Annotated in this window: 19 protein-coding genes and 1 pseudogene; 14 read left to right on the top strand and 6 right to left on the bottom strand. The window is 61.9% G+C overall.

Annotated elements, in window-relative coordinates:
- Positions 1-40: 40 nt before the first annotated feature.
- The 3 genes from E2K80_RS05740 to E2K80_RS05730 form a co-directional block, all read right to left on the bottom strand.
- Entirely contained in the window at positions 41-817 is a 777-nt protein-coding gene (locus tag E2K80_RS05740; protein WP_135373591.1) for an enoyl-CoA hydratase-related protein, read from the bottom strand.
- Positions 818-952: 135 nt separating this feature from the next.
- The gene (locus E2K80_RS05735) at positions 953-1,420 is read right to left on the bottom strand and encodes a cytochrome c-type biogenesis protein (protein ID WP_135373589.1); all 468 of its coding nucleotides are present in this window, start codon (positions 1,418-1,420) and stop codon (positions 953-955) included.
- Positions 1,417-3,396 carry a heme lyase CcmF/NrfE family subunit gene (locus E2K80_RS05730; RefSeq protein ID WP_135373587.1) on the bottom strand — a complete coding sequence of 660 codons (1,980 nt, stop codon included), beginning with the start codon at positions 3,394-3,396 and terminating at the stop codon, positions 1,417-1,419. The genes E2K80_RS05735 and E2K80_RS05730 overlap by 4 nt, the downstream gene beginning before the upstream one ends.
- 305 nt (positions 3,397-3,701) lie before the next feature.
- On the opposite strand from E2K80_RS05730, the gene E2K80_RS05725 reads away from it, so the two are divergent.
- From E2K80_RS05725 to E2K80_RS05715, 3 genes are all read left to right on the top strand, one after another.
- Positions 3,702-4,595 carry a PfkB family carbohydrate kinase gene (locus E2K80_RS05725; RefSeq protein ID WP_135373585.1) on the top strand — a complete coding sequence of 298 codons (894 nt, stop codon included), beginning with the start codon at positions 3,702-3,704 and terminating at the stop codon, positions 4,593-4,595.
- Between the two features lie 5 nt (positions 4,596-4,600).
- Complete coding sequence (locus E2K80_RS05720) at positions 4,601-5,503, top strand: pseudouridine-5'-phosphate glycosidase (protein ID WP_135373583.1); 903 nt, start codon at positions 4,601-4,603, stop codon at positions 5,501-5,503.
- Between the two features lie 73 nt (positions 5,504-5,576).
- A complete protein-coding gene (locus E2K80_RS05715) occupies positions 5,577-6,296 on the top strand; it encodes a DUF502 domain-containing protein (protein ID WP_135373581.1) in 720 nt (239 codons plus the stop codon).
- A 26-nt stretch (positions 6,297-6,322) separates the two neighbouring features.
- Here the strand turns inward: E2K80_RS05715 and E2K80_RS05710 are convergent, their stop codons facing one another.
- Entirely contained in the window at positions 6,323-8,134 is a 1,812-nt protein-coding gene (locus tag E2K80_RS05710; RefSeq protein WP_443216549.1) for an extracellular solute-binding protein, read from the bottom strand.
- 417 nt (positions 8,135-8,551) lie between these two features.
- Between E2K80_RS05710 and E2K80_RS05705 the strand changes: the two genes are divergently transcribed.
- The 8 genes from E2K80_RS05705 (at position 8,552) to E2K80_RS05670 (ending at position 15,231) form a co-directional block, all read left to right on the top strand.
- Positions 8,552-9,337: a 3-hydroxybutyrate dehydrogenase gene (locus E2K80_RS05705; protein WP_135373578.1), complete on the top strand. Its 786-nt coding sequence runs from the start codon at positions 8,552-8,554 to the stop codon at positions 9,335-9,337.
- 16 nt (positions 9,338-9,353) lie between these two features.
- Complete coding sequence (locus E2K80_RS05700; RefSeq protein WP_135373577.1) at positions 9,354-10,385, top strand: patatin-like phospholipase family protein; 1,032 nt, start codon at positions 9,354-9,356, stop codon at positions 10,383-10,385.
- A 330-nt stretch (positions 10,386-10,715) separates the two neighbouring features.
- Positions 10,716-11,555 carry a metalloregulator ArsR/SmtB family transcription factor gene (locus E2K80_RS05695; RefSeq protein ID WP_135373575.1) on the top strand — a complete coding sequence of 280 codons (840 nt, stop codon included), beginning with the start codon at positions 10,716-10,718 and terminating at the stop codon, positions 11,553-11,555.
- A gap of 10 nt (positions 11,556-11,565) precedes the next feature.
- A complete protein-coding gene (locus E2K80_RS05690; protein WP_135373573.1) occupies positions 11,566-12,048 on the top strand; it encodes an arsenate reductase ArsC in 483 nt (160 codons plus the stop codon).
- Entirely contained in the window at positions 12,045-12,704 is a 660-nt protein-coding gene (locus E2K80_RS05685) for an aquaporin (protein WP_168193111.1), read from the top strand. The genes E2K80_RS05690 and E2K80_RS05685 overlap by 4 nt, the downstream gene beginning before the upstream one ends.
- A gap of 195 nt (positions 12,705-12,899) precedes the next feature.
- Positions 12,900-13,544: a DsbA family oxidoreductase gene (locus E2K80_RS05680; protein ID WP_135373571.1), complete on the top strand. Its 645-nt coding sequence runs from the start codon at positions 12,900-12,902 to the stop codon at positions 13,542-13,544.
- Positions 13,541-14,014 carry a metal-dependent hydrolase gene (locus E2K80_RS05675; RefSeq protein WP_135373569.1) on the top strand — a complete coding sequence of 158 codons (474 nt, stop codon included), beginning with the start codon at positions 13,541-13,543 and terminating at the stop codon, positions 14,012-14,014. Before E2K80_RS05680 ends, E2K80_RS05675 begins: the two co-directional genes overlap by 4 nt.
- Entirely contained in the window at positions 14,011-15,231 is a 1,221-nt protein-coding gene (locus E2K80_RS05670; protein ID WP_135373567.1) for a multidrug effflux MFS transporter, read from the top strand. Before E2K80_RS05675 ends, E2K80_RS05670 begins: the two co-directional genes overlap by 4 nt.
- A gap of 284 nt (positions 15,232-15,515) precedes the next feature.
- On the opposite strand, the gene mfd is transcribed toward E2K80_RS05670, so the two are convergent.
- Together mfd and E2K80_RS05660 are read right to left on the bottom strand one after the other, a co-directional pair.
- Positions 15,516-18,956: a transcription-repair coupling factor gene (gene mfd, locus E2K80_RS05665; protein WP_135373564.1), complete on the bottom strand. Its 3,441-nt coding sequence runs from the start codon at positions 18,954-18,956 to the stop codon at positions 15,516-15,518.
- Between the two features lie 59 nt (positions 18,957-19,015).
- Positions 19,016-19,543 (bottom strand): component of SufBCD complex, encoded by a 528-nt coding sequence (locus E2K80_RS05660; protein ID WP_135373562.1) that lies wholly within the window; start codon positions 19,541-19,543, stop codon positions 19,016-19,018.
- A gap of 125 nt (positions 19,544-19,668) precedes the next feature.
- On the opposite strand from E2K80_RS05660, the gene hemB reads away from it, so the two are divergent.
- The 3 genes and pseudogenes from hemB to E2K80_RS05645 all read left to right on the top strand — a co-directional run bounded on the left by hemB (position 19,669) and on the right by E2K80_RS05645 (position 24,054).
- Positions 19,669-20,667, top strand: coding sequence for a porphobilinogen synthase (gene hemB, locus E2K80_RS05655; RefSeq protein WP_135373560.1), 999 nt, complete (start codon positions 19,669-19,671; stop codon positions 20,665-20,667).
- A gap of 236 nt (positions 20,668-20,903) precedes the next feature.
- Positions 20,904-21,458: a YSC84-related protein gene (locus tag E2K80_RS05650; RefSeq protein ID WP_135373559.1), complete on the top strand. Its 555-nt coding sequence runs from the start codon at positions 20,904-20,906 to the stop codon at positions 21,456-21,458.
- A gap of 125 nt (positions 21,459-21,583) precedes the next feature.
- Positions 21,584-24,054, top strand: a pseudogene (locus E2K80_RS05645) (penicillin acylase family protein).
- The last annotated feature ends 427 nt before the right edge of the window (positions 24,055-24,481 follow it).

Genomic DNA, 24,481 nt, shown 5'->3' with positions numbered 1-24,481 from the left:
GGTTTTCAATGGGGCTGCCTCATATAAAACGCAAACCGCTTTAGCGGCCTTCGAACTGGGCTGTCCGTTTTTCAAGGAAGGCCAGAACCCCTTCCTTGAAATCGCGGGTCCGGCCGCAATCTCCCTGCAGCTTGCCTTCCAGCAACAACTGTTCGGCCATCGTGTTGCCGAAACTGGCCTGCATCGCCTCTTTCACCTTGGCAAATGCCACGGTCGGCCCCTGGGCCAGATGGGCCGCGCGGGCCTGCCAATGGCCGGTGAACTCCGCCTCCGGCACCGCCTCCCAGATCATACCCCAGTCCGAGGCCTGCTGTGCCGTGATCTTGTCGGCAAACAGCGCCGCCCCCATCGCCTTGGCCATCCCGATCTGACGCGGCAGCACATAGGTGCCCCCGGCATCGGGGATCAGGCCGATCCGTGTGAAAGCCTGAATGAAACTGGCGCTTTCGCTGGCAATGACCACATCGGCGGCCAGCGCCAGATTGGCCCCTGCCCCGGCCGCGGTGCCGTTCACCGCCGAAATCGTCGGCACCGGGCATTCCACAATCGCCATCAGCATCGGGATATATTCATCGCGCAGGGTGCGTTCGAGGTTGATATCCCCCACATTGGCACGGTCGCCCAGATCCTGACCGGAACAGAAGGCCCGGCCCTCACCGGTCATCACCACCACCCGCGCGTCACGGCCCGCATTGCCGAAAGCATGGGTGATCTCGGCCCGCATCTGGGTGTTCAGCGCATTCATCACATCGGGACGGCGCAGCGTAATGGTCGCAATCTCATCGGCGATATCGAGGGTGATGGTTTCGTAAATCATGATCGGCCTCTGCTAATCCCAGTCCGGAAGGCGCACCATACCAAACCGATCAGTTCAGGAAAGTGTAAACGCAACGTCAGCCTGTTCCGAAGGTGTTTTTTGCCCGAGATATCCCGGGGCGCGGGTCGGCAAGGCCTATCTCTGCCCGTCATCTTCCATGATCTCGGCCAGACGGGCCGCCTCCTCAGCATTCAGTCCCGTCTCGGCCTCCGGCGCGCGGGCCCGGCGGCGCAGATAACTTACGACAAGCCCCAGCCCCAGCAAAAGCAGCCCGGGACCCGCCAGCCAGAGTATCCAGGTCGATCCCCGGGCCGGCGGGTTCAGCAGCACATATTCGCCATACCGCTCGACGATGAACCGGGTCACCTGGGCATCCGTATCCCCCGCCACAAGCCGTTCGCGCACCAGAAGCCGCAGATCGCGGGCCAGATCCGCATGGGAATCGTCAATGCTTTCATTGCGGCAGACCGGGCAGCGCAGCCCCGCCGAGATGCTGCGCGCCCGCGCCTCCAGCACCGGATCATCAAGAATTTCATCAGGTTGTACGGCCCCCGCCGCAAGCGGCAGGATCAGGGCCAGCAACAGGACCAGCGCGCGGATCATTCTGCCGGCACTCCAGCGGAGGGCGCTTTGACCTTCGCCGCGCCTGCCGCGATCCGATAGCGCCGGTCGCTGAGCGACAGCGCCCCGCCAAGCGCCATGATGATCGCCCCGCCCCAGATCCAGTTCGCAAAGGGTTTGATATGGGTGCGCACCGCCCATCCGCCCCTGTCCTGCGGGTCGCCGATGACCATATAGACATCCCGGATAAACCCATTGTCGATCGCCGCTTCGGTCGTGGGCATGCCCGCCACCGGGTAGAGGCGCCGCTCGGGATAAAGCAGGGCAAGCGGGCGGCCATGATCGGTGACGGCGATGGTCGCCATGGTCGAGATATAATTGGGGCCTTCCAGCTGGCGGACCTCCTGCAACTCGATCTGATAGGCACCCACCTGATAGGGTACGCCTTCCTGCGCCACGCGGATATCCTCGGTCTGATAGGTGGTCAGGGCGGCAATGCCGAACAGCGTGATGCCAAACCCCGCATGGGCCACGGCCTTGCCCCAATCGGCGCGCGGCAGCCGGATCAGCCGCGCCAGCCTTTTGGCAAACGCCCCCCGCCCGCTGCGCGACCACAGATCAATCCCCGCCCCGGCCACCAGCCAGACCGACAGGCCGATGGCCAGCGGGCCAAGGCTGGAATGCCCGGTGAAGACTGTATAGGCCAGCAATGTCGCGGCCACCGCCAGCGCCGCCGCCCCGATCAGCGGGCGCATCGCCCGGCCGATCTTGCCCCGTTTCCACGGCAGCATCGCGCCCACCGGCAGAACCACCGCCAGACCGATGACAAAGGGGGTGAAAGCCGCATTGAAAAACGGCGGACCGACCGACAGGGTGCGGTCAAAGAACATCTCGGCAATCAGCGGCCAGATGGTGCCGATGAAGACCACGAAACAGGCCACGGCCAGCAGCAGGTTGTTCAGCACCAGGGCGCTTTCCCGGCTGAGGATGGAAAAGACCCCCTTGGCCTCCATGATGCTGGCGCGCAGGGCAAACAGCAGAAGGGCCCCGCCCATGAAAAGCGTCAGAATGCCCAGGATATAGATGCCCCGTTCGGGATCATTGGCAAAAGCATGGACCGAGGTCAGAACGCCGGAGCGGACGATGAATGTCCCGATCAGCGAAAAGCCGAAAGCCAGGATCGCAAGCAGGATCGTCCAGCTTTTCAGGGCCTCGCGTTTTTCCACCACGATGGCCGAATGCAGCAGCGCGGCTGAAATCAGCCAGGGCATGAAACTGGCATTTTCCACCGGATCCCAGAACCAGAACCCGCCCCAGCCAAGCTCGTAATAGGCCCACCAGGACCCCATGCCGATGCCGATGGTCAGGAAAATCCAGGCCGCGAGCGTCCAGGGGCGCACCCACCGCCCCCAGGCCGCATCGACGCGCCCCTCGATCAAAGCGGCAACCGCGAAGGAAAACGACATGCTGAGCCCGACATAGCCCAGGTAGAGAAACGGCGGATGGAAGGCCAGGCCCGGATCCTGCAGAAGCGGGTTCAGGTCATGGCCGTTGAAGGGCGGATTTTCCAGCCGCAGAAACGGGTTGGAGGTGAACAGGATGAAGGCGAAAAAGGCCACCGCGACCGAGGATTGCACCGCCAGCACGCGCGCCTTCAGCGTCGGCGGCAGATTGCCCCCGAACCAGGCCGCCATCGCCCCGAAGAGCGTCAGGATCAGCACCCAGAGCAGCAGCGAGCCCTCGTGATTTCCCCAGACCCCGCTGATCTTGTAGATCATCGGTTTCAGCGTATGGGAGTTGTTGACCACCAGGCTCAGCGAGAAATCCGAGGTCACGAATGCATAGGTCAGCGCCCCGAAACTGATCGCGGTCAGCACAAACTGCGCCGTGGCGGCAGGCTCGGCCGCCGCCATCCAGCCCGCCCGCCCCTGCGCCGCCCCGATCATCGGCACGATCATCTGGAAGATGGCGACCATGAAGGCCAGGATCAGGGCGAAATGTCCGAGTTCTACAATCATGTCTTTAGTCTATGCCCTGCCATGTCGCTGCGCCACCAGATAGCGCGTTCAGATCGGACAGGCTTGCGCGTTGGTGTCGCGGATGTGGCACCGGCTGGGGCAGGTATATCCGTTCTTTTGCGTTGCCATGTTACAAGGGATTCATGCCTCCGGCGGGGATATTTACCAAGCAGAGAAAGGGCGGACCGGGCATGGACGAAGACGGTTTGCTTGGCTATAGCGGTTTGCGGGTCAGCGGGAACCGGTCTTTCAAAGCGCAGGGGCGTTCGGGTGCATTATAAACGCAGGTTGCGTCAGGGACTGGCATGAACGCGACGCCGGATATCTTGTGTATCGGATCGGTTCTGTGGGACGTGATCGGGCGCTGTGCGCAGCCGATGGTGGCGGGCAATGACCGGCCCGGGCGGATCACCCGCCTGCCCGGCGGTGTGGCGCTGAACATCGCGACGACGCTCAGGCAGTTTGATCTGACCCCGGCGCTGATCTCGGTTGTGGGGAGGGACGCGGAAGGCAATGCGCTTCTGGCGGCCTGCGGGCAGCAGGGGCTGGTCATGCAATATGTGCTGATCGACCCGGACCTGCCCACAGATCAGTATATGGCGATTGAGGCGCGGGGCGAATTGATTGCGGCGATTGCCGATGCCCATTCTCTGGAAGCCGCGGATGCGCGGATATTGCAGCCTCTGGAAGATGGCCGGCTTGGATCGGCGGCGCGGCCCTGGGCGGGTCTGATCGCCATTGACGGAAATCTGACACAGAGGTTGCTGGCCGATATTGCCGCAAACCCGCTTTTCGCCGCCGCGGATCTGCGGATCGCGCCCGCCTCTCCCGGCAAGGCAGAGCGGTTGCGGCCGATGATGGGGCATCGGCGCGCCACGCTTTATGTCAATTGTGAAGAGGCCGGATTGCTGACCGGAACCGTGCCCGAGAGTGCCGAGGCAGGGGCGCATGCGATGCTGGCCACAGGGGCAAGGCGGGTCCTGGTGACCGATGGCGCCGGCCCGGCGGCCTTTGGTCTGGACGGTCAGGTTCTGGTTTGCGCCCCGCCCATGGTCGAGGCAAGGCGAATCACCGGGGCGGGCGATACCTTCATGGCCGCCCATATCGCCGCAGAGGCAAAGGCTGTGCCGCCGGAAGATGCCCTGCACCAGGCGGTGAAGGCCGCAGCAGAATATGTAACGGGATCAATCGGGTTATGAACAGCATGATCATAATGTCACGCGCCGTGGACGCGGCCCTTGCGGCGGGCAAGCCGGTGGTGGCGCTGGAAAGCACCATTATCACCCACGGCATGCCCTACCCGCAGAATCTGGACACTGCGCGCGCGGTGGAGGCCGAGATTGTGGCCGCAGGCGCCACCCCCGCCACCATCGCCGTGATGGGGGGCAAAATCCATATCGGGCTGGAGGATACGGCGCTGGAGGCGCTGGCCCGGGCCAAAGATGTGATGAAGCTGAGCCGGGCCGATCTGGCGGTGGCCCTTGCCAGCGGGGCCACAGGCGCCACCACGGTGGCCGCAACGATGATCTGCGCCGCACGGGCGGGCATTCAGGTGTTCGCCACCGGCGGCATCGGCGGTGTGCATCAGGGCGCGGAGGAGAGTTTCGACATCTCGGCCGATCTGCGCGAATTGTCGGAAACGCCGGTCACGGTCATCGCGGCGGGGGCCAAGGCCATTCTGGACCTGCCCAAGACCCTGGAAGTGCTGGAAACCCTGGGGGTGCCGGTGATCGCCTACGGGCAGGAGGCTTTCCCGGCCTTCTGGTCCCGTGACAGCGGGTTGAGTGCACCGTTGCGGATGGACAGCGCCGCCGAGATTGCCGCCGCCCACCGGGCCCGCGCCGCACTTGACCTGCCCGGCGGGCAGTTGATTGCCAACCCGATCCCCCGGGCAGAGGAATTGAGCCGCGGCATGCTGGCCCCGCTGATTGCCAGAGCCCAGACCGAGGCGGCAAAGGCGGGCATCACGGGCAAGGCGGTCACGCCTTTCCTTCTCAACCGTCTGTTCGAGTTGACGGATGGCCGGTCACTGAGCGCGAATATCGCACTGGTGAAGAATAATGCCCGCCTTGGGGCTGCCATTGCGGTGGAATTGGCCCTGGCCTGAGCCAATGCGCCGCTTGTACGCTTGCGGCATCCCCCCTAAATGAGAAGATACGAAATTCTGGATCTGCCGATAGATGCAACTGCCTGAGACACCTCCGCCACCGAAACGTGGTTTTTTCTCTTCGCTGCGGGCGAATTTTCTGACCGGTCTGGTGGTGATCGCCCCGATCGGTCTGACGGTCTGGCTGATCTGGTCGGTGATCGGCTGGGTCGATGGCTGGGTTCTGCCCTTCATCCCCAACGCTTATAATCCGGTGCTGCTGATCCGCCATCACACCGGGCTTGAGGTGGATGTGCGCGGCCTTGGGGTTGCCACTTTTCTGATTTTCACGGTGATTATCGGCTGGACCGCCAAGGGGCTGATTGGCCGGTCGCTGATCAAATGGGCGGAATCCCTGGTGTTGAGCGTGCCCGGGGTGCGCACGCTCTATTCCGGTGTGAAGCAGATTGTTGAAACGGTTGTCTCCCAGGGGGAGCAGAATTTCGACAAGGCCTGTCTGGTGGAATATCCGCGCGCAGGGATCTGGGCGATTGCCTTCATCTCGACCACCGCGAAAGGCGAAATCGCAGCCAGTAATGAGCAGGAAATGGTTTCGGTCTTTCTGCCGACCACGCCGAACCCGACCTCGGGGTTTCTGCTGTTCGTGCCGCGCAGGGATGTGCAGGTGCTGGATATGAGCGTGGAAGACGCGGCAAAACTGGTGATCTCGGCCGGGCTGGTCTACCCCAATGGCCAGACCCCCGCAGCGGAGCCGCAGGTTATCCCGGCCAAAACCCCCGACGCGGCGGAGTGACGCCCCGCGCCGGGTTTGGTTTGGCTCTATTCGTCTGCGTACCACCAGACATCGGGCTGGAAGCCCAGGAAATCGCCATAGATCGGCAGATGGTCAGGGTAATGCAGGTCCCGCACATGGGCGATGCGCGCGTATGGCAAAAACCAGATCGGCACCACATAGCGCCCTGAGGTCAAGACCCGGTCCATCGCCCGTATGGCGGCCTGATATTCTTCCAGACTGTCTGAGGTCAGCATCCGGTCGATCATCGCCTCGATCGCCGGATCACAGGCCCCCATCAGATTGCGCGAGCCTTCGGTTTCGGCCATCTCACAGCCCCAGTAAAGCCGCTGCTCATTGCCGGGGCTCAATGACAGGCCGCGCTGGAAATAGGTCATATCAAAGTCAAACGCATCCGTGCGTTCGCGATACTGGGCGCTGTCGACGATTGAAATAGCGGGGGTGATCCCGATCCGGTTCAGCGCCTCTGCATAGATATTGATGATCGACTGGTTTTCGGATGACCCCTGTTGCAACAGGATCTCGAAGCTGAAGGGCTCGCCATCGGCATCCACCATCACGCCGTTTTCCACCGTGTACCCCGCCTCTTCCATCAGGCGCAGCGCGGTGCGGGTGCCGGACCGGTTGGCCTCGGACCCGTCTGAAACCGGCATCTGATACCCTTCCATCGCACCGGGCAGCAGGTCATCGGCAAAAGGCGCCAGCAGGTCCGCAACCAGACCGGTGGCGGGCCCCGGTTCCATCCCAAGCGTGGAATTGGCGAAGTAAGAGGTGATGCGCGGTTCGGTGCCGCCATTGACCGCCTGATTGATGAATTCAAAATTGAACGCCTCGATCATCGCCTGGCGCACACGCCAATCTTCAAAAACCCGGTTGCGGGTGTTCATCACGAACCCGGTCATGCCTGTGGGGCGCTGATGCGGGATGATGGATTTCACAATCTCGCCGGATTGCGCGCGCGGGAAATCGTAATTCTGTTCCCAGTTTGCGGCGTTGGTTTCGCGGATCGTGTTGATCAGCCCGGAACTGAACGCTTCGAACATCGCGGTGGCATCGCCGAAAAACTCAAGCCGCACCTCGTCGATCACATTGGTGCCGCGCCGGAATGGCAGATCGGCACCCCAGTAATCGGGATTGCGGGTCAGCGAGACATAGCGCCCGGCCTGATAATCAGTGATCACATATGGCGCTGATGTGATCGGCACCACTTCCATCCCGCTGTTGGCGAAATCCACCCCGTCCCACTGGGCGGCCTGAAGGATCGGGCGCATCCCCATGATCAGCGCCATCTCGCGATTGGGTTCCACAAATCTCAGGCGCACCCCACGCGCGCCCGCCGGTTCGATTGTGGCCACATTCGTCCAGGCGTTCAGATAGCGCGGATGCCCGATGGTCCCGAGTGTCTCATAGGACCAGATCACATCCTCCACCGTTACCGGGCTGCCATCGGAAAACCGGGCCTCGGGGCGCAGATGAAACTCCACCCATGCGCCATCGGGATCGGCCTCAACCGATTCGGCCAACAGCCCGTAAAGCGTGAAAGGTTCGTCATAGGACCGGCCCATAAGTGATTCGTAAGCAAGAAAGCGCAACTGCCACGGCACGTTGCCCACCCGGCTATGCGGGTTCAGACTGTCGTAACTGCCCACCTCACCGGTCACGATCCGACCGCCTATCGGGGCATCAGGATTGGCATAGGGCAGATGCTCAAAACCCGGGGGCAAGGCAGGCTCCCCATACATAGCGATGCCATATCGTGGCTCGGCCCAAGCAGTGGTAGTGAGAATCGCAAAAGCCCCTAAAGACGCCAAAAACCTGATGAAACAATCTGCGCGCATTTGTGAACAGTCCTCTGAATGCTTTGTTTGCCTTTACCCCAACGCTATCCGCGCAACCCGGTCATTACAAACTTTTCGGTTGGACTCTGAGCAAGCCATTGCTTATAAAGGGGTCACTGCTCGATAGGTTTCTTGCCTGTATGAAACCTGCCTCAATAACTTAACGCCAGCTTCGTGCTGGCGTTTTTTTGTCGGTAACACGCGGTGCCTGTGTGACCGTAATAGCCCCGCAATTGCCATTCTGCCGACCCCTCCTGGAAGGCCGTATCCCTCTCCTGATACCTGTCTCGAGCCGGAATAGCACATTCTCCAGATGAACAGGTCGTGATTGAGTAGCTGCCCCCTATCCATTGTGCAGTTGCAGCATTACAGTTTCCGCAATTGTGACAAAACCAATAGGCATCAGGAGCATTCCCCATGGCCCTCACCACCGATCTTTCCGGCAAAACCGCTGTCATCACCGGATCAAATTCCGGTATCGGTCTGGGCATCGCCCGGGAACTGGCCCGCGCGGGCGCGGATGTGGTGCTCAACAGTTTCACCGACCGGGATGAGGATCATGCGATCGCCGCCGGGATTGCAGAGGCCACAGGCGTCACCGCGCGCTATATCAAGGCCGATATGTCCAAGGGTGAGGACTGCCGGGCGCTGATCGCGCAGGCGAAGGCCTGCGATATCCTGATCAACAATGCGGGCATTCAGCATGTGGCCGCGATTGATGAATTTCCGCCCGAGAAATGGGATGCGATCCTCGCGATCAATCTCAGCTCGGCCTTCCACACCACCGCCGCTGCCCTGCCAATGATGCGCGCCGCGGGCTGGGGCCGTGTCATCAATATCGCTTCGGCCCATGGGCTGACCGCCTCCCCCTATAAATCCGCCTATATCGCGGCCAAACACGGGATTGTCGGGCTGACCAAAACCACGGCGCTGGAAACCGCCGAAGAGCCGATCACCGCCAATGCCATCTGCCCGGGCTATGTTCTGACCCCGCTGGTCGAGGCGCAGATCCCCGACACGATGAAGGAATACGATATGGGCCGGGACGAGGTGATCAAGAATGTCATGCTGAAACGCCAACCCTCGAAAGAATTCGCCACCGTCGAACAGATGGGCGGCACGGCGGCATTCCTGTGCTCGGATGCGGCGGCGCAGATCACCGGCACCACGATCAGCGTCGATGGCGGCTGGACGGCGCTTTGAACAGACAAGGCCCGACATGACAGTGAAACGCATCAATCTGGCCCTGCAGGGCGGCGGCGCGCATGGCGCCTTTACCTGGGGTGTTCTCGACACCATTCTGGACACACCCGGGATCGAGATTGCGGCGATGTCCGGCACATCTGCCGGGGCGTTGAACGGGGCGGCTGTCAAGGCGGGCCTGTCGCGTGGCAGCCGGGCGCTGGCGCAGGACAATCTGCAATGGGTCTGGGAACAGGTCGGCGCGATCACCGATCGGGCCTTTGCCCCCTGGCTCAACGCCGCCTCTCCCTCTGCGATCTCATCGCTGATCGAAACCTCGCTGCCCTTTGCACTTTCCGACACGATGTCGCGTATGGTCAGCCCTTACAGCTATGGCCCGTTTTACCGGAACCCGCTGCACCCCATTGTCAAACGGCTTCGCTATGACGCGATCTGTTGCGATGACGGGCCAGAGCTTCATATCTGTGCCACCAATGTGCGCAGCGGCAAAATTCGAATCTTTACCGGTGACCAGATCACGCCGAATGCGATCATGGCCTCTGCCTGTCTGCCGACGATGTTTCAGGCGGTGGAGATCGAAGACCCTGCAACCGGCAGGGTGGAGGCCTATTGGGACGGTGGTTACACCGGCAATCCGGCGCTTTTTCCATTGTTCCGGAACAGGTTGCCAAGCGATATTCTGATTGTGAACATCAACCCGCTTTATCGCGATGAGGTGCCGGTTTCGGCCCGGGCCATTCAGAACCGGGTGAATGAGATCAGCTTCAATTCCTCGCTGTTGCGCGAATTGCGCGCCATTGAATTTGTCCAGCGCCTGTTGCGCGATGAACATCTGCGCCCCGGCACAATGAAGAATGTCCTGATCCATATGGTGTCTGATGACGCGCTGATGGCGAAACTGTCAGTGGCCACGAAAATGGTGGCCACGCCGCAGATCCTCCACCAGTTGCGCGCCGCAGGGCGGGCCGCATGCGAGGCGTTTCTGGAGACGCATTTCGACAAGATCGGTCGGAAAAGCAGTGTCGATCTGGTGGGGATGTTCAACTGAAAGACAGGCCGTGAATAGGATTCGGCCTGAAATCCTGCACCACCCCACACCATGCTCCCGCCCGGCGGCACCGCCGGGCAGCGCCTGAGCCGACCCCACGGGTCGGGCGCTTCTCGCCCACCCCTCGGCTCAGACGATGCCCTATGCATAATGTATATATGTTGCAGATTTTTACAGCATGCTGCCTTAAACCTGAGACATCGCGCATCACAAATGTCCCGGGAACGCGAAGCGTGGCAGGGTATTTGTGATTCAAGTTTAAGGCAGGGTGCTTTAGGACGTGCTATAGTTTCACTTGCAATAATTCCATATTTCATGAATATATGAAATATGGATTCTCCCACCGCCATAAAAATCCTCTCGACCCTCGGACATGAGGGCCGTCTGTCGATCTTCCGTCTGCTGGCCCGCCGGGCGCCCGATGCGCTAAGACCCAGTGAAATGGCCCTGGCCTGCCGATTGAAACACAGCACGCTTTCGGCCCATCTTGCCACTTTGTCCCAGGCCGGTCTGATACAGTCCCGGCGCGAAGGCACAGCGATGTATTACAGCCTTGCCACCGGGCAGACCCGGGATTTCACCAGCTATCTGCTTGAGGAGTGCTGCCGCAACCGCCCCGATCTCTGCCTGCCCACAGCACCCACCGCCCCCGCGCCCCGTGAGGCAAAGCCCGGCCCGGCAACAATTCTGTTCATCTGCACCGGCAATTCCGCACGCTCCATTCTGGCCGAAGTGCTGATGCGGGATATCGGCAAAGGCCGGTTCAAGACCTATTCCGCCGGCAGCTATGCCACCGGCAAGGTGAACCCCAATACGCTGGATCTGCTGGACCGCTCCGATCATGATATCGACGGGCTGCATTCAAAAAGCCTGGAAGAGATGCAGGGGCCCGATGCGCCGGTGTTTGATTTTGTCTTCACCGTCTGTGACCATGCCGCCAATGAAGAATGCCCCGCCTGGCCGGGCCAGCCCGTCAGCGCCCATTGGGGCATGCCCGACCCGGCAGCGGTGACCGGCACCGATGCCGAGGTGGCGCTGGCCTTTGCCGAGGCCTATCGCACACTTCATACCCGTATCGAGGCCTTCGCCGCCCTGCCGCTTGCCACGCTGGACCGGATGTCGCTTCAGGCCGAAGCGGACCGGATCGGCGCCCTGCCCCCCACCTCGTAACGGAACAGCGATGCTTCATTTTCTGGTTCTCTGCACCGGCAATTCCGCCCGGTCGATCCTTCTGGAACATATCCTGACCCGACACAGCGGGGGCCGGATCAGGGCCTGTTCCGCCGGGTCCCGGCCGACCGGCCGGGTGCATCCGCAATCGCTGATCCTGCTGGACCGGCTCGGCTATGACAGATCCGGCGCGCACTCGAAAAGCTGGGATGTCTTTGCCACGCCCGATGCGCCGAAAATGGATGCGGTGATCACGGTCTGCGGCTCTGCTGCGGGGGAAACCTGCCCGATCTGGCCTGGCAGCCCCACCCGCGCCCATTGGGGGGTGGAAGACCCGGCCCGGGCGGCCAAGCCCGATTGGCCCGGGGCTTTCCAGACCGCATATGATGCCCTGATGGCGCGGGCCAATGCCTTGTTCCTGCTGCCTTTTGAAACCTATGACCATACCCGGCTGCAAGCCGCCCTGACCAAAATCGGAACCCAATTCCCATGATGCATAAACTGATGGCCGAGGCAGTCGGCACCGCTTTTCTGCTGGTCGGCGTGGTCGGGTCCGGGATCATGGCGGCCAATCTGTCGCCCGACAATACCGGTGTTGCGCTTCTGGCCAATGCCATTGCCACGGGTTGCATCCTTTATGTCATCATCACCCTGCTTGGGCCGATCTCCGGCGCCCATTTCAACCCGGCAGTCACGGTCACCTTTCTGATCCGGGGGGAGATCGCAGTCCGCCCCGCCGCCGCCTATATCGCGGTGCAGATCGCGGCGGGTATTCTGGGTGTCTGGGCCGCGCATCTGATGTTTGACCTGCCGGTTCTGCAAGTCTCCACCACCCTGCGCACCGGGTCTGGCCAGTGGTTTTCAGAAATCCTGGCCAGTTTCGGTCTGGTCTTTGTCATCCTGGGCGGCATCCGCCACACGCCACAGGCCGTGCCGACCCTTGTGGCGCTTTATATCACCGGGGCGTATTGGTTCACCTCTTCCACCAGTTTCGCCAACCCGGCGGTCACCATCGCCCGCAGCCTCAGCGATACATTCGCAGGGATCCTGCCGGGCAATATGCCCATGTTCATCCTCATGCAATTGATCGGGGCCGGTCTGGCACTGCTGGTGGCGCGGCATCTGTTCCAGGCAGAAACCGCAGGCTGAGAAGCTTCACCCTCAGGGCTCCTCCAGCCCTGCTGTCTGAGATTTTTTCGCGCTGCGGGCTATACGCCCCCCGCCGAAGCGGATAGCCTGCGCGAAGCGACACAGGCCCGGTGCGCATATTGTTGTTGTACCCCGCCCTCTCTGCCCTGCCCTGCAACGCATATGGCAAGCTCACCCGCGCCTGAAGGAGGCCTTATGATCAAGCTCGACATCCTGTCAGATCCGATCTGCCCCTGGTGCTATATCGGCAAGGCACAGCTTGACCGCGCCCTTGAAGCCGCCCCCGATCATCCTTTTGCGATGGAATGGCACCCGTTTCAGCTGAACCCCGACATGCCGGCGGAAGGCATGGACCGCCGCGCCTATCTGGAGGCGAAATTCGGCGGCAAATCCGGTGCCATCGAGGTGTATAGCCGGATCGCCGAACATGCGACAGCCGCCGGGCTGGAGATCAATTTCGAGGGGATCACCCGCACGCCGAACACGCTGAACGCCCATCGTCTGATCCATTGGGCGGGGCTGGAAGGGCGGCAGACCGCAACTGTTTCAACCCTGTTCAAAGCCTATTTTGTTGAAGGCAAGGATATCGGCGATCTGCCCACGCTGATCGGCATCGCCGAGAATGTCGGGATGGACGCGGCCATGGTTGACCGGCTTTTTGCCAGCGATGCGGATGCCGAGGATATCCGCGCCCGCGACGCCCATGCCCGCGCCCGGGGCGTGACCGGCGTGCCCACCTTCATCCTGGCCAACAGCCATGTTCTGCCCGGCGCACAACCACCCGAGACCTGGGCGAATGTGATCGAAGAGATTTCCGAACAGATGAAAGCCGCGGAATGATCACCGCGCATTTTCCCTCAGGTTATGTTCTGTCCCGCCTGGCGGGGTGGCAGAAGGCAATGCTGGCAGCCGGTATGGTCGGGGCGGTCTGGCCTGATCTGGATTTGATATTCTTTTATCTCGTGGATGATCGCGCCTTTCATCATCACCGTTATTGGGTCCATGCACCAGCTTTTGCCGTGTTGGTGACAGCGGTCCTTGCAGCATTGGTGCGATTGTTGCGGCCAGAGATTATGGGCGTTGTGCTGGCCTTCGGCCTGGGTTGGGGGCTTCATCTTATTCTGGACAGTCTTGCAGGAGATATCATGTGGCTTTGGCCCATGTCGAACGCGCTTTATGCCCTGTTCTCGGTGCCCGCGACACAAGATCACTGGATGTTGTCCTTCATCCTGCATTGGACTTTTCTGGCCGAACTTATCATCTGGGTCGCGGCTTTATGGCTATGGCTCAGACGGGAAACTGCAACATGAGTGATATCACCGCCCCGGCCAAGTCGCATCGTCTATCCACGCCGGAATTCATCTCTCTGATGGGGATGATGTTTGCCACCATCGCCTTTTCCATCGACGCGATGCTGCCTGCCCTGCCGCAGATCGCCGATGAACTGACGCCGGAACGGCATACATTGGCGCAGCTGGTTCTGACCTCATTTGTTCTGGGCATGGGGTTGGGGACCTTTGTTACGGGGCCGATCTCGGATGCGCTCGGGCGCAAACCGGTGATCCTTGTCGGGGCGGCGCTGTATATCACCGGGGCGCTTCTGGCCTATATCGCCCCGACGCTGGAGATGATTCTGGCCGCCCGGCTGTTGCAGGGGCTGGGGGCCGCAGGCCCCCGGGTTGTGGCCATGGCAATCATCCGCGACCTGTATTCCGGGCGGAAAATGGCCAGTGTGCTGAGCTTCGTGATGATGGTCTTCACCCTGTTCCCCGCCGTGGCCCCGATGATCGGGGCGGCGATCATCGCCGGGTTCGGCTGGCGGTCGATCTTTCTGGCATTTCTGCTGTTCTCGCTGATCTCGGTCAGCTGGCTGATGATCCGCCAGCCTGAAACCCTGCCGGTCGAGGCACGGCGGCGGATGCGGATCACCGCCCTTTGGGCCAGCATCAGGGAAGCGCTCAGCCTGCGCCAGATGCAGCTTTCTATTCTGGTGCAGACCCTGGTCTATGGGGCGCTTTTCGGCACGATCTCCTCCATCCAGCAGGTGTTTGATCTGACTTACGGGTTGCGCGACAGCTTTCCCTACTGGTTTGCCGCCATGGCCCTGTTGGCGGCCCCGGCGGCGCCATTGAACGGGCGGCTGGTGGTCAGGCTGGGGATGCGCCCGCTGATCCGCACCGCGTTGAGCCTGCAGACCGTGTTTTCAATCCTGACGGCGCTGTGTCTGGGGTTCGGGCTGTTGGGGGGCCAGGAGTTCTGGCTGTATTTTCTGTGGAGCGTGACGGTGTTTGCCACCGCCGGGTTCACCATCGGGAACCTCAATGCCCTGGCGATGGAGCCCCTGGGGCATATCGCGGGCATGGCCGCGTCGCTGATGGGCGCGCTGGCCACGATTGGCGGGGCGGTTCTGGGGGCGCTGATCGGGCAGCTTTACAATGGCACTGCCGTGCCGCTGGCGATTGCGATCGGGGTGTTGAGCCTGATCGGGGCAGTGATCATGCGATCCATGCCCCGCGAGGCGGTCTGAACAAGCTGGTTTCGGGGCGGAATTCCCGGGAATTCCGTATGGAAAACGCGCGTTTTCCACCGGTACGCTGGCGCAGATTCGAGGGGGTGATCGGGGCGCTGCCCCGCTGCCTGCGGCAGCCCCCCGAAGTATTTTTAAGAGCGAAATCGTTTTATTCTGCAACATCGCTCATTGAAATTCGCGTTCGAGATCAGCATCTTGCTGATCGAGAGGCAGAGAATTTCGATTCAGATTAAACGATTTCTGCTTTAGATAGAGAAGGAGGTGAAGGGGGGTATCGGGCCTTATGTGTTTATCTTGCGCGCCAGATCCTGGGCGATTGAGAATGCGCCCTTGATCTTGTCGGCTTCGCGCGTCCAGTCCCGGCGCAGGACAATCTTGTTGTCGCGGATTTTGGCCAGCCCGCGCTGATCCTCGACAAATTCCACCAGACCGGCGGGATTGGCGAATTTGTCGTTATGGAACTGGATCGTTGCCCCTTTGGGCCCCGCATCCAGCCGCGCGATCCCCGCCTGTTTGCATTTCGCCTTGATGCGGATGACCAGAAGCAGGGTGTTCACCTCGCGCGGCAATTTGCCGAAACGGTCGATCAGCTCGGCGGCAAAGCCTTCCAGTTCCACCTTTGTGGTCAGATGTGACAGCCGCCGGTAGAGGCCAAGCCGCACATCCAGATCAGGCACATAGGCCTCGGGGATCAGGACCGGCACACCCAGATTGATCTGCGGCGCCCATTGGCCGTCTTCATCCAGCCGTGCCTCCCCGGCCCCGGAGCGGATATTGGCAATCGCCTCTTCCAGCATGGATTGATAAAGCTCAAACCCGACCTCGCGCACATGGCCCGATTGTTCCTCCCCCACGATATTGCCGGCGCCGCGGATATCGAGATCCTGGCTGGCGATGGTGAAGCCGGCCCCCAGACTGTCGAGACTGCCCAGGACCCGCAGCCGTTTTTCGGCCGTCTGGGTCAGTTTCTGGCGGGGTTTGGTGGTCAGATAGGCATAGGCACGGGTCTTGGCCCGGCCCACCCGCCCGCGGATCTGGTAAAGCTGCGCAAGGCCGAACCGGTCGGCCCGGTGGATGATCATCGTGTTGGCGGTGGGAATGTCGATACCGGATTCGACGATGGTCGTGGCCAGCAGGACATCGTATTTGCCATCGTAAAACGCATTCATCCGGTCATCCAGCTCGCCCGCCGCCATCTGGCCATGGGCCACCACATAAGAGACTTCGGGCACCTGATCGCGCAGGAAGCTCTCGATCTCGGGCAGGTCCTGAATGCGGGGCACCACATAGAAGCTCTGCCCGCCGCGATAATGCTCCCTGAGCAGCCCCTCGCGCAGGGTGACCGCATCGAATTCGCTGACATAGGTGCGGATCGCCAGCCGGTCGATGGGCGGCGTGCCGATCAGGCTGAGATCACGCACGCCCGAAAGCGACATCTGCAATGTGCGCGGGATCGGCGTGGCCGAGAGGGTCAGAACATGCACGTCCGAGCGCATCTCTTTCAGGCGCTCCTTATGGGTGACGCCAAAGCGCTGTTCCTCGTCAATGATCAGCAGGCCCAGATTCTGGAACCGGATGCCCTTGGCCAGCAAGGCATGGGTGCCGATGCAGATATCGACGCTGCCATCGGCCAGACCCTTGCGCGTATCTGCGGCCTGTTTTGCCGGAACAAAGCGCGACAACTGTTTGACATTTATGGGAAACCCGCGAAACCGGTCGGCGAAGGTCTTGGCGTGCTGCCGGGCCAGCAATGTGGTGGGCGCGACAATGGCAACCTGAAGCCCGGCAGCGGCGGCGGCGAAACCTGCGCGCATGGCCACCTCGGTTTTGCCAAAGCCCACATCGCCCACCACCAGCCGGTCCATCGGGCGGCCCCGGGCCAGATCTTCCATCACATCCTCGATGGCACTCAGTTGATCCTCGGTTTCCTCATAGGGGAAGCGCGCGGCAAATGCCTCCCACATATCGCCGGGCGGTTCCAGAACCGGGGCCGCGCGCAATTCCCGCTCTGCCGCGATGCGGATCAGCTTGTCGGCGATCTGCCGGATACGGTCTTTGAGCCTGGCTTTCCGGGCCTGCCAGGCGCCGCCGCCCAGCTTGTCGAGCAGCCCTTCCTCATGGCCATAACGGCTGAGCAGTTCGATATTTTCCACCGGCAGGAACAGCCGGTCGCCCCCGGCATATTCCAGCGCGATACATTCATGGGGCGCGCCCATGGCGGTGACGGTTTCAAGCCCGTTATAGCGGCCAACCCCATGATCCACATGCACAATCAGATCACCGGGGCTGAGAGATTGCGCCTCGGTCAGGTAATTCTCGGCGCGTTTGGTCTTCCGTTTCGGGCGGATCAGCCGGTCACCCAGCACATCCTGTTCCGAGATGACCGTCAGCCCGCCGCCGGTAAACCCCTCTTCCAGCGGCCAGACCGCGAGGGTCAGACTGCCCTTGCCCTTGATGTCCCTTGCATCCCTGATCTCGACCGCGCCGGTGACACCCTGATCTTCCAGCAACCCCGAAAGCCGGTCCCGCGCGCCATCGGACCAGGAGGCAATGACAACGGCGCTGGTTTCACGTTCTGATGCAATATGACCCGCCAAAGCCCCGAAAAGACTGATATTTTCCTGCTGACGTTCCGGCGCGAAACTGCGCCCCACCCGGCCGCCCGCATCGGTCACACCCGGCCCGCTGGCCTGTGGCAGGGGGGAAAACTGCACAACCCTGTGCCCGGCAATCGCCTGCCCCCAGGCGGCGTCATCCAGATAAAGCTGACCGGGCGGACAGGGTTTATAGACCGACTCCAGCCGGGCTTTCTGCATCAGGGCAGAACGCCGTGTATCATATTGATCTTCAATACTTTCCCACCGCGCCTGACGCTGCGCATCGCTGTGATCCTCCAGCGTGACCGTGGCGCCCGGCAGATAATCGAACAGGGTTTCCAGCTGATCGTGGAAAAACGGCAGCCAATGTTCCACGCCGGCATGTTTCCGGCCCGCGCTGACCGCCTCGTAAAGCGGATCATCACTGCCGGCGGCGCCAAATTCGATCCGATAATTTTGCCGGAACCGGGTGATCGCGGCCTCATCTAGCACCACCTCGGATACCGGGGCCAGGTCCACACGCTCCAGCCGGTCGGTTGTCCGTTGCGTGGCCGGGTCAAACCGGCGGGCCCCGTCCAGCACATCGCCGAACAGATCCAGCCGCACGGGCATCTCCTCCCCCGGGGGCCAGACATCAATGATGCCACCGCGGATCGCATAATCGCCGGGTTCCGTCACCGTGGGGCTTTGTGCAAAGCCCATGCGCACCAGAAAGGATTTCAGCGCGGCCTCGTCGATCTGCCCGCCGACACTGGCCACAAAGGCGGCATCGCGCAGAAGCGCGCGGGGCGGCAGGTATTGGGTGGCCGCGCCCAATGTGGTCAGTAGAATAAACCGCCCCGACAGCCCGGCCGCAAGACTGGCAAGCGTCGCCATCCGGGTCGCGGCAACCTCTGCATTGGGGGAGACCCGGTCATAGGGCAGACAATCCCACCCGGGAAACCGCAGGACAGGCACGGAAGGGTCAAAAAACGCCAGCGCCGTGGCCATCGCGGCCAGGCGCTTGTCATCGCGGGCCACATGGCAGACCGCGCCACTGCCCCGGGCAAGCTCTTGCAGGATCAATGTGGCGTCAAAGCCCTCGGGGGCGCCGCCGGTCAGAATATGGCTGGAGGGTCGGGTCATGGTCCGGCGTCACCTACCCTGCCCGTCGCCCGTGTCAAGCGCGCGATGGCCGGTGGCAGTCAAAACCCCCAGGGATCGACGCTCACATTCACCCACATGCCCCAGAAAGCGGTGATGAAGATGAACAACACGCCCATGATCTGCACCCCGATCCGGTGACGGCGCAGGCTTGCGGGGATATTCGCGTAGTCCGAGGCCTGCAGCCTGCGCGCAGTGCGGACCGACCAGGCCCCGACCAGCAGCATCGGGAAGATCAGCAAAAACAGCGCCTGACAGAATTCCACCCGGTAAAACCAGCCCAGAACCGCCAGCCCGGTCGCGATGAAGGCTGCAAAGGCGGTGACCCACAGGCCCGAGACATCGACGATGGTCAGAATGCGGTTCACATTCACCTGCGCCAGCACGGCCATGTCATGTTCGCTGCGGTCATGCCCCCGGTTGGCGCGCTGCACCATGTCATAGGGCACACCCAGCACCCAGTGGCTCATCGTTGACCACATCACGGCCAGGACAATCCAGTACCACAGATTCGAAAACGACCTGAGGTCGATCACTTCGCGCGCAAGATCAAGAAAGGTGAAGGTCAAGGCTGCTTTGCCCGTTATAGTTATTTCGGCGCACCATATGCGCGCGGTTCCGGGGTTTCCAGCCTTGAGATGCATCAGGGTTCATGGCACGGCTAATCCGCAACAGATCGATAAGGAGATCAACGATGGCTGCCAATCAGGGCCCGTTCCCCCGCACCCGGTTCCGCCGCAGCCGGTCAGGCGCTGCCCTGCGCAACCTGACCCGCGAGGTGGAATTGTCGGTGCATGATCTGATCTGGCCGGTCTTTGTCTGCGCGGGCACGCAGGAACGGCAGGCCGTGACCTCGATGCCCGGCGTCGAAAGGCTGAGCGTCGATCTGATGGTTGATGCGGCGCGGCAGGCCCAGGGGCTTGGCATCCCGGCGATCTGCGTCTTTCCCTATACCGACCCGGCCCTGAAAACCGAGCTTTGCGAGGAAGCCTGGAACCCGGACAATCTGACCAACCGGGCCATTCGCGCGATCAAGGATGCGGTGCCCGACATCGCCGTGATGACCGATATCGCGCTCGACCCCTATAACGCCAATGGCCATGACGGGATCGTCCGCGACGGGATCATCGTGAATGATGAAACGGTGGCGGCCCTGGTGAAGATGGCCCTGGCGCAGGCCCGGTCCGGGGCGGATATTCTGGGCCCGTCCGACATGATGGATGGCCGGATCGGCGCGATGCGCGACGCGCTGGAGGCCGAGGGGCATGTGAATGTCACCATCATGTCCTATGCCGCCAAATTCGCCAGCGCCTATTACGGCCCGTTCCGCGATGCGGTCGGGGCTTCGGGCGCGCTTAAAGGCGACAAGAAGACCTATCAGATCGACCCGGCCAACCGGGATGAGGCGCTGCGCTGTGTGGAGCGCGATCTGAGCGAGGGGGCCGATATGGTCATGGTCAAGCCGGGCCAGCCCTATCTGGACCTCTGCCGCGCGGTGAAAGACCGGTTTGGCGCGCCCACCTATGCCTATCAGGTCAGCGGCGAATACGCGATGATCCAGGCGGCAGCGGCCAATGGCTGGGTCGATGGCGAAAAAGTGATGCTGGAAAGCCTGACGGGCTTTCGGCGGGCCGGATGCGACGGGGTGTTGACTTATTTCGCCCCCCGGGTGGCAGAAATTCTCAACGGCTGAGGCATATCGGCCTTACATTGAAACGCTTTTCGCGGGGTTTCGGCTTTGGCACAAACACCAGACCCGGTGCTGCCGCCTTGCGGCACAGTCGAAACGCGGTCATGGGCTGTTCGGCAAGAACCCGCAGGTCCGCTGTCTTTCGCAGATGACATCGGGGCTTTTTCCGCGTAATAATAGGGAATAATCCGGGCACAGACCCGGGCACGACAAGGCATAATGCACAGGCGGACTCTATCATGGGCACTCTCACCCGGCGACATTTTGTAATTACGGCTTCGGCACTGCCTCTGGCGGCCTGTAGCAATGGCATCGGCTCAAACGGCGGTCAGCGCGTCGACAACCGCGTCGATAGCGCGGTCCAGTTCATGTATGATGAGGTGCCCGGCACCCAGGAGCTGGCCTTCAACGCCGCCGGTATGCTGGTCATGCCGCTGGTCACCCAGGCGGGCTTTGGCTTTGGCGGGTCCTATGGCCGCGGCGCGCTCAGGATCAACGGGGCGTCGGTGGATTACTACTCGGCAATCTCCGGCAGTTTCGGGTTTCAGATCGGGGCGCAACAATATGCCCATACGCTGTTTTTCATGACCGAAGATGCATTAAGCGAATTTCGCCGTGGTGTAGGCTGGTCCGTGGGCGCGGATGTGCAATATGCGGTGGTCAATCAGGGGGGCAATCTGGGTGTGGACACGACCGCGCTGCTGACCCCGGTGATCGCGGTGATCTATGGCCAGGCCGGGCTGATCGCGGGCGCGACGCTGGAAGGCACACGCTATGCACGGATCATTCCCTGATCAAAAGACTGAAACCGCCCCTGACAGCAGAATACCCCGCATGGGAAGCACAGCTTTGCATTGCCAGGACATTCCCGTTAGGACCGGGGCCGGATTTCGTATTTTAAAGTCAGGGTGATCACCTCATGGCCGTCTTTCTTCGCTGGCTTATGCGCCTTGTGACGGCGGCCGTGGTGCTGGTGGTGCTGATCATCGCTGTCCTATGGTGGATGGCCGCCCGCAGCCTGCCCGATTACGAGGCCGATTGGCAGGTTCCCGGCATCACCGCCCCGGTCGAGATCGTGCGCAGCAATGCCAATGTTCCGCATATTTTCGGGGCAACGGATGCGGATGTGTTCTATGGGCTTGGCTTTGCCCATGCCCAGGACCGGCTGTGGCAGATGCTGATGACCCGGCGGACGGCCCAGGGGCGGCTGTCGGAACTGTTCGGGGAACGGACACTGGAAATCGACATGCTGCTGCGGCGGCTTGACCTTTATGGCCATGCCACCCGTTCCGTTGCCGCCCAGACCCCCGAAACACGCGCAGCGCTTGAGGCCTATGCCGATGGCGTCAATGCCTGGCTGGAACTGGTCGGCGCCGAGGCGCTTGGCCGCGGCGCGCCGGAGCTGTTTCTGTTTGCCCCGCAGATCGCGCCCTGGCAGCCCGCCGACAGTATCGCCATTACCAATATGATGGCCCTGCAACTGGCCAGCCATCATGAAGAGGAAGTGCTGCGCGCCCGCACCTCTCTGGTCCTGGGCGACCCGGCGCTGCTGGCCGATCTGATGCCCGATGTGCCCGGCCCCGGCATCGCGGCCCTGCCGGAATATGCCAGTTTCTTCGACACGGCCCCGCCGCGCTATGCGGCCAATATATCGGGCCCGCGTGATGTGCTGTTCCCAACCGCGCCACGGGGCCTTGGCGGCGCCTCCAATGCCTGGGCGGCGGCCCCGTCGCGATCAGCTGCGGGCGGCACGCTTCTGGCCAATGACCCGCATCTGGGCCTGACCGCCCCCACCATCTGGTATCTGGCGCGGCTGGAGCTTGGCACCGGCGGCGTCATCGGCGCCAGCATTCCGGGCATGCCGGTGATCCTGGCCGGACGCTCGGACCGGTTGGGCTGGGGCATCACCTCCTCCTATATGGATGATATCGACCTGTTCGTTGAACAGGTGAACCCCGAGAACCCGGAAGAATACCGCACCCCCGATGGCTGGGCCCGGTTTGAAACCCGCCGCACAATCATCGAGGTGGCCGACGCCACCCCCGTGACCATCACCCTGCGCCGGACGGATAACGGACCCGTTATCCCCGGTGAGGTCTGGAATATCGGCACGATCACCCCCCCGGCCATGTGATGAGCATGGGCTGGACCGCGCTGACCGATCAGAACACCTCGATCCAGACCGGGCTGGATCTGATGCGCGCAGGTTCGGTCACCGAGGGGCTTGCTGCGGGCGAGGCCTTTGTCGCGCCGTCCCAGAACCTGACCCTGGTTGATGCAGACGGCAATATCGCCCTGCAAACCATCGGCCATATGCCCTGGCGCCTGACCGGGCATCAAAGCCAGGGGCGGATGCCGGCCCCCGGCTGGATCGCCGAAAACCGCTGGCAGGGGGTGACCCAGTATTTCGCCAACCCGTCTTTCGAAAACCCCGAAGGCGGCATTGTCGGCAACACCAACAACAAGACCGTTGACCGGGACTTCCCGCTGCATGTCTCGTTCTACTGGGGCGATACCCAACGGGTCACCCGCTGGCAGCGGCTGATGCAGAACCGGCAGGTCCATACCCGCGACAGTTTCATCGAGGCGCAGCTTGATACGGTTTCGCCCGCCGCCCGCAACCTGCTGCCCCGGATTGCCCGCGATCTGTGGTTCACCGGGGAAACCGCGCCCGTGGGCACGGCTGAACATCGCCGCCAGCGGGCGCTGCAATTGCTGGCCGAATGGAATGGCGAGATGAATGAACATCTGCCCGAACCGCTGATCTACGCCGCCTGGATGCGCGAGTTGCAGCAGCGCCTGATCCGCGATGATATCGGGCCGCTTTCCGGGGAGTTCCTGAAACTCACCCCCCTGTTCATCGAACGGGTTTTCCGCGATGTGGACGGCGCCGCCGCCTGGTGCGATATCCGCAATTCGACCGCCACGGAAACCTGTACCGATATCGCCCGTCTGGCGCTGGATGACGCGTTGCAATGGCTTGAAGAGCGCTATGGCGGCAGCGTGGAAAGCTGGCGATGGGGGGCCGCCCATGAGGCGCGCCATGATCACCCGGTGCTGGGAGAAACGGCGCTGTTCTCGTGGATCGTGAATATCCGGCAACCCACCTCGGGCGGCGATTTCACCCTGCGGCGGGGCGCGACACCGGGCACCCTGCCCGACCCGTTCCTGAACACCCATTCGGCGGGATACCGGGGGGTCTATGACTTTGCCGATCCCGACAGCTCGGTCTTTGTCATCGCAACCGGACAGTCGGGCCACCCGCTCAGCCGGTACTATGATGATCTGGGAGAATTGTGGCGACGCGGCGAATACATCCCCATGTCCCTTGACCCCGACCTGGCCCGGGCGGGGAATATCGGCGTCACGGTCCTGAGCCCCCGGCAGTAACAGACAGGCAATTTCTGTTTTGTGTGGGGCGGAGGGTGAATTGGCTGCGACTGCGCCAATATCGGCTTCCGGATTTCATGCCCAAACCTGCACCCGATTTATGAACCGTCTCCATAGCCCAATTTTGCATGATTTTCTGTAGTGGTGCATAAACTATGACTTACGCACCAGTCGGCCCATTGCCGACATTGAGCACGATCCGAGAATGCTGCGCCCGCAGCCCGCATTTCGGACGTTCCCCACACGCAAACATCGACTGGTATGTGGCATAGAAGATGGCAGTTGCTGAGAGGCTGGAAAAGTCCGACAAAAAGCACCTAAAACAAAAAGTTACAGACGTCATCTTGACATTCAGCCATCTAGAACAAATATAGAACATAACGGAGTGAGAACAGGTATTAGTCTTAGCAGTCTAGTGGTTGGGTGC

Source organism: Rhodophyticola sp. CCM32 (assembly GCF_004751985.1).
GTDB lineage: Bacteria > Pseudomonadota > Alphaproteobacteria > Rhodobacterales > Rhodobacteraceae > Rhodophyticola.
Note: the sequence above shows the minus strand (reverse complement) of the source record. Positions and strands in the feature narration are given on the sequence as shown.

Bases quoted from the DNA above. Each gene is read 5' to 3' on its own strand.
- E2K80_RS05740 (WP_135373591.1), bottom strand. From the start codon at position 817: ATGATTTACGAAACCATCACCCTCGATATCGCCGATGAGATTGCGACC.
- E2K80_RS05735 (WP_135373589.1), bottom strand. From the start codon at position 1,420: ATGATCCGCGCGCTGGTCCTGTTGCTGGCCCTGATCCTGCCGCTTGCG.
- E2K80_RS05730 (WP_135373587.1), bottom strand. From the start codon at position 3,396: ATGATTGTAGAACTCGGACATTTCGCCCTGATCCTGGCCTTCATGGTC.
- E2K80_RS05725 (WP_135373585.1), top strand. From the start codon at position 3,702: ATGAACGCGACGCCGGATATCTTGTGTATCGGATCGGTTCTGTGGGAC.
- E2K80_RS05720 (WP_135373583.1), top strand. From the start codon at position 4,601: ATGATCATAATGTCACGCGCCGTGGACGCGGCCCTTGCGGCGGGCAAG.
- E2K80_RS05715 (WP_135373581.1), top strand. From the start codon at position 5,577: ATGCAACTGCCTGAGACACCTCCGCCACCGAAACGTGGTTTTTTCTCT.
- E2K80_RS05710 (WP_443216549.1), bottom strand. From the start codon at position 8,134: ATGCGCGCAGATTGTTTCATCAGGTTTTTGGCGTCTTTAGGGGCTTTT.
- E2K80_RS05705 (WP_135373578.1), top strand. From the start codon at position 8,552: ATGGCCCTCACCACCGATCTTTCCGGCAAAACCGCTGTCATCACCGGA.
- E2K80_RS05700 (WP_135373577.1), top strand. From the start codon at position 9,354: ATGACAGTGAAACGCATCAATCTGGCCCTGCAGGGCGGCGGCGCGCAT.
- E2K80_RS05695 (WP_135373575.1), top strand. From the start codon at position 10,716: ATGGATTCTCCCACCGCCATAAAAATCCTCTCGACCCTCGGACATGAG.
- E2K80_RS05690 (WP_135373573.1), top strand. From the start codon at position 11,566: ATGCTTCATTTTCTGGTTCTCTGCACCGGCAATTCCGCCCGGTCGATC.
- E2K80_RS05685 (WP_168193111.1), top strand. From the start codon at position 12,045: ATGATGCATAAACTGATGGCCGAGGCAGTCGGCACCGCTTTTCTGCTG.
- E2K80_RS05680 (WP_135373571.1), top strand. From the start codon at position 12,900: ATGATCAAGCTCGACATCCTGTCAGATCCGATCTGCCCCTGGTGCTAT.
- E2K80_RS05675 (WP_135373569.1), top strand. From the start codon at position 13,541: ATGATCACCGCGCATTTTCCCTCAGGTTATGTTCTGTCCCGCCTGGCG.
- E2K80_RS05670 (WP_135373567.1), top strand. From the start codon at position 14,011: ATGAGTGATATCACCGCCCCGGCCAAGTCGCATCGTCTATCCACGCCG.
- mfd (WP_135373564.1), bottom strand. From the start codon at position 18,956: ATGACCCGACCCTCCAGCCATATTCTGACCGGCGGCGCCCCCGAGGGC.
- hemB (WP_135373560.1), top strand. From the start codon at position 19,669: ATGGCTGCCAATCAGGGCCCGTTCCCCCGCACCCGGTTCCGCCGCAGC.
- E2K80_RS05650 (WP_135373559.1), top strand. From the start codon at position 20,904: ATGGGCACTCTCACCCGGCGACATTTTGTAATTACGGCTTCGGCACTG.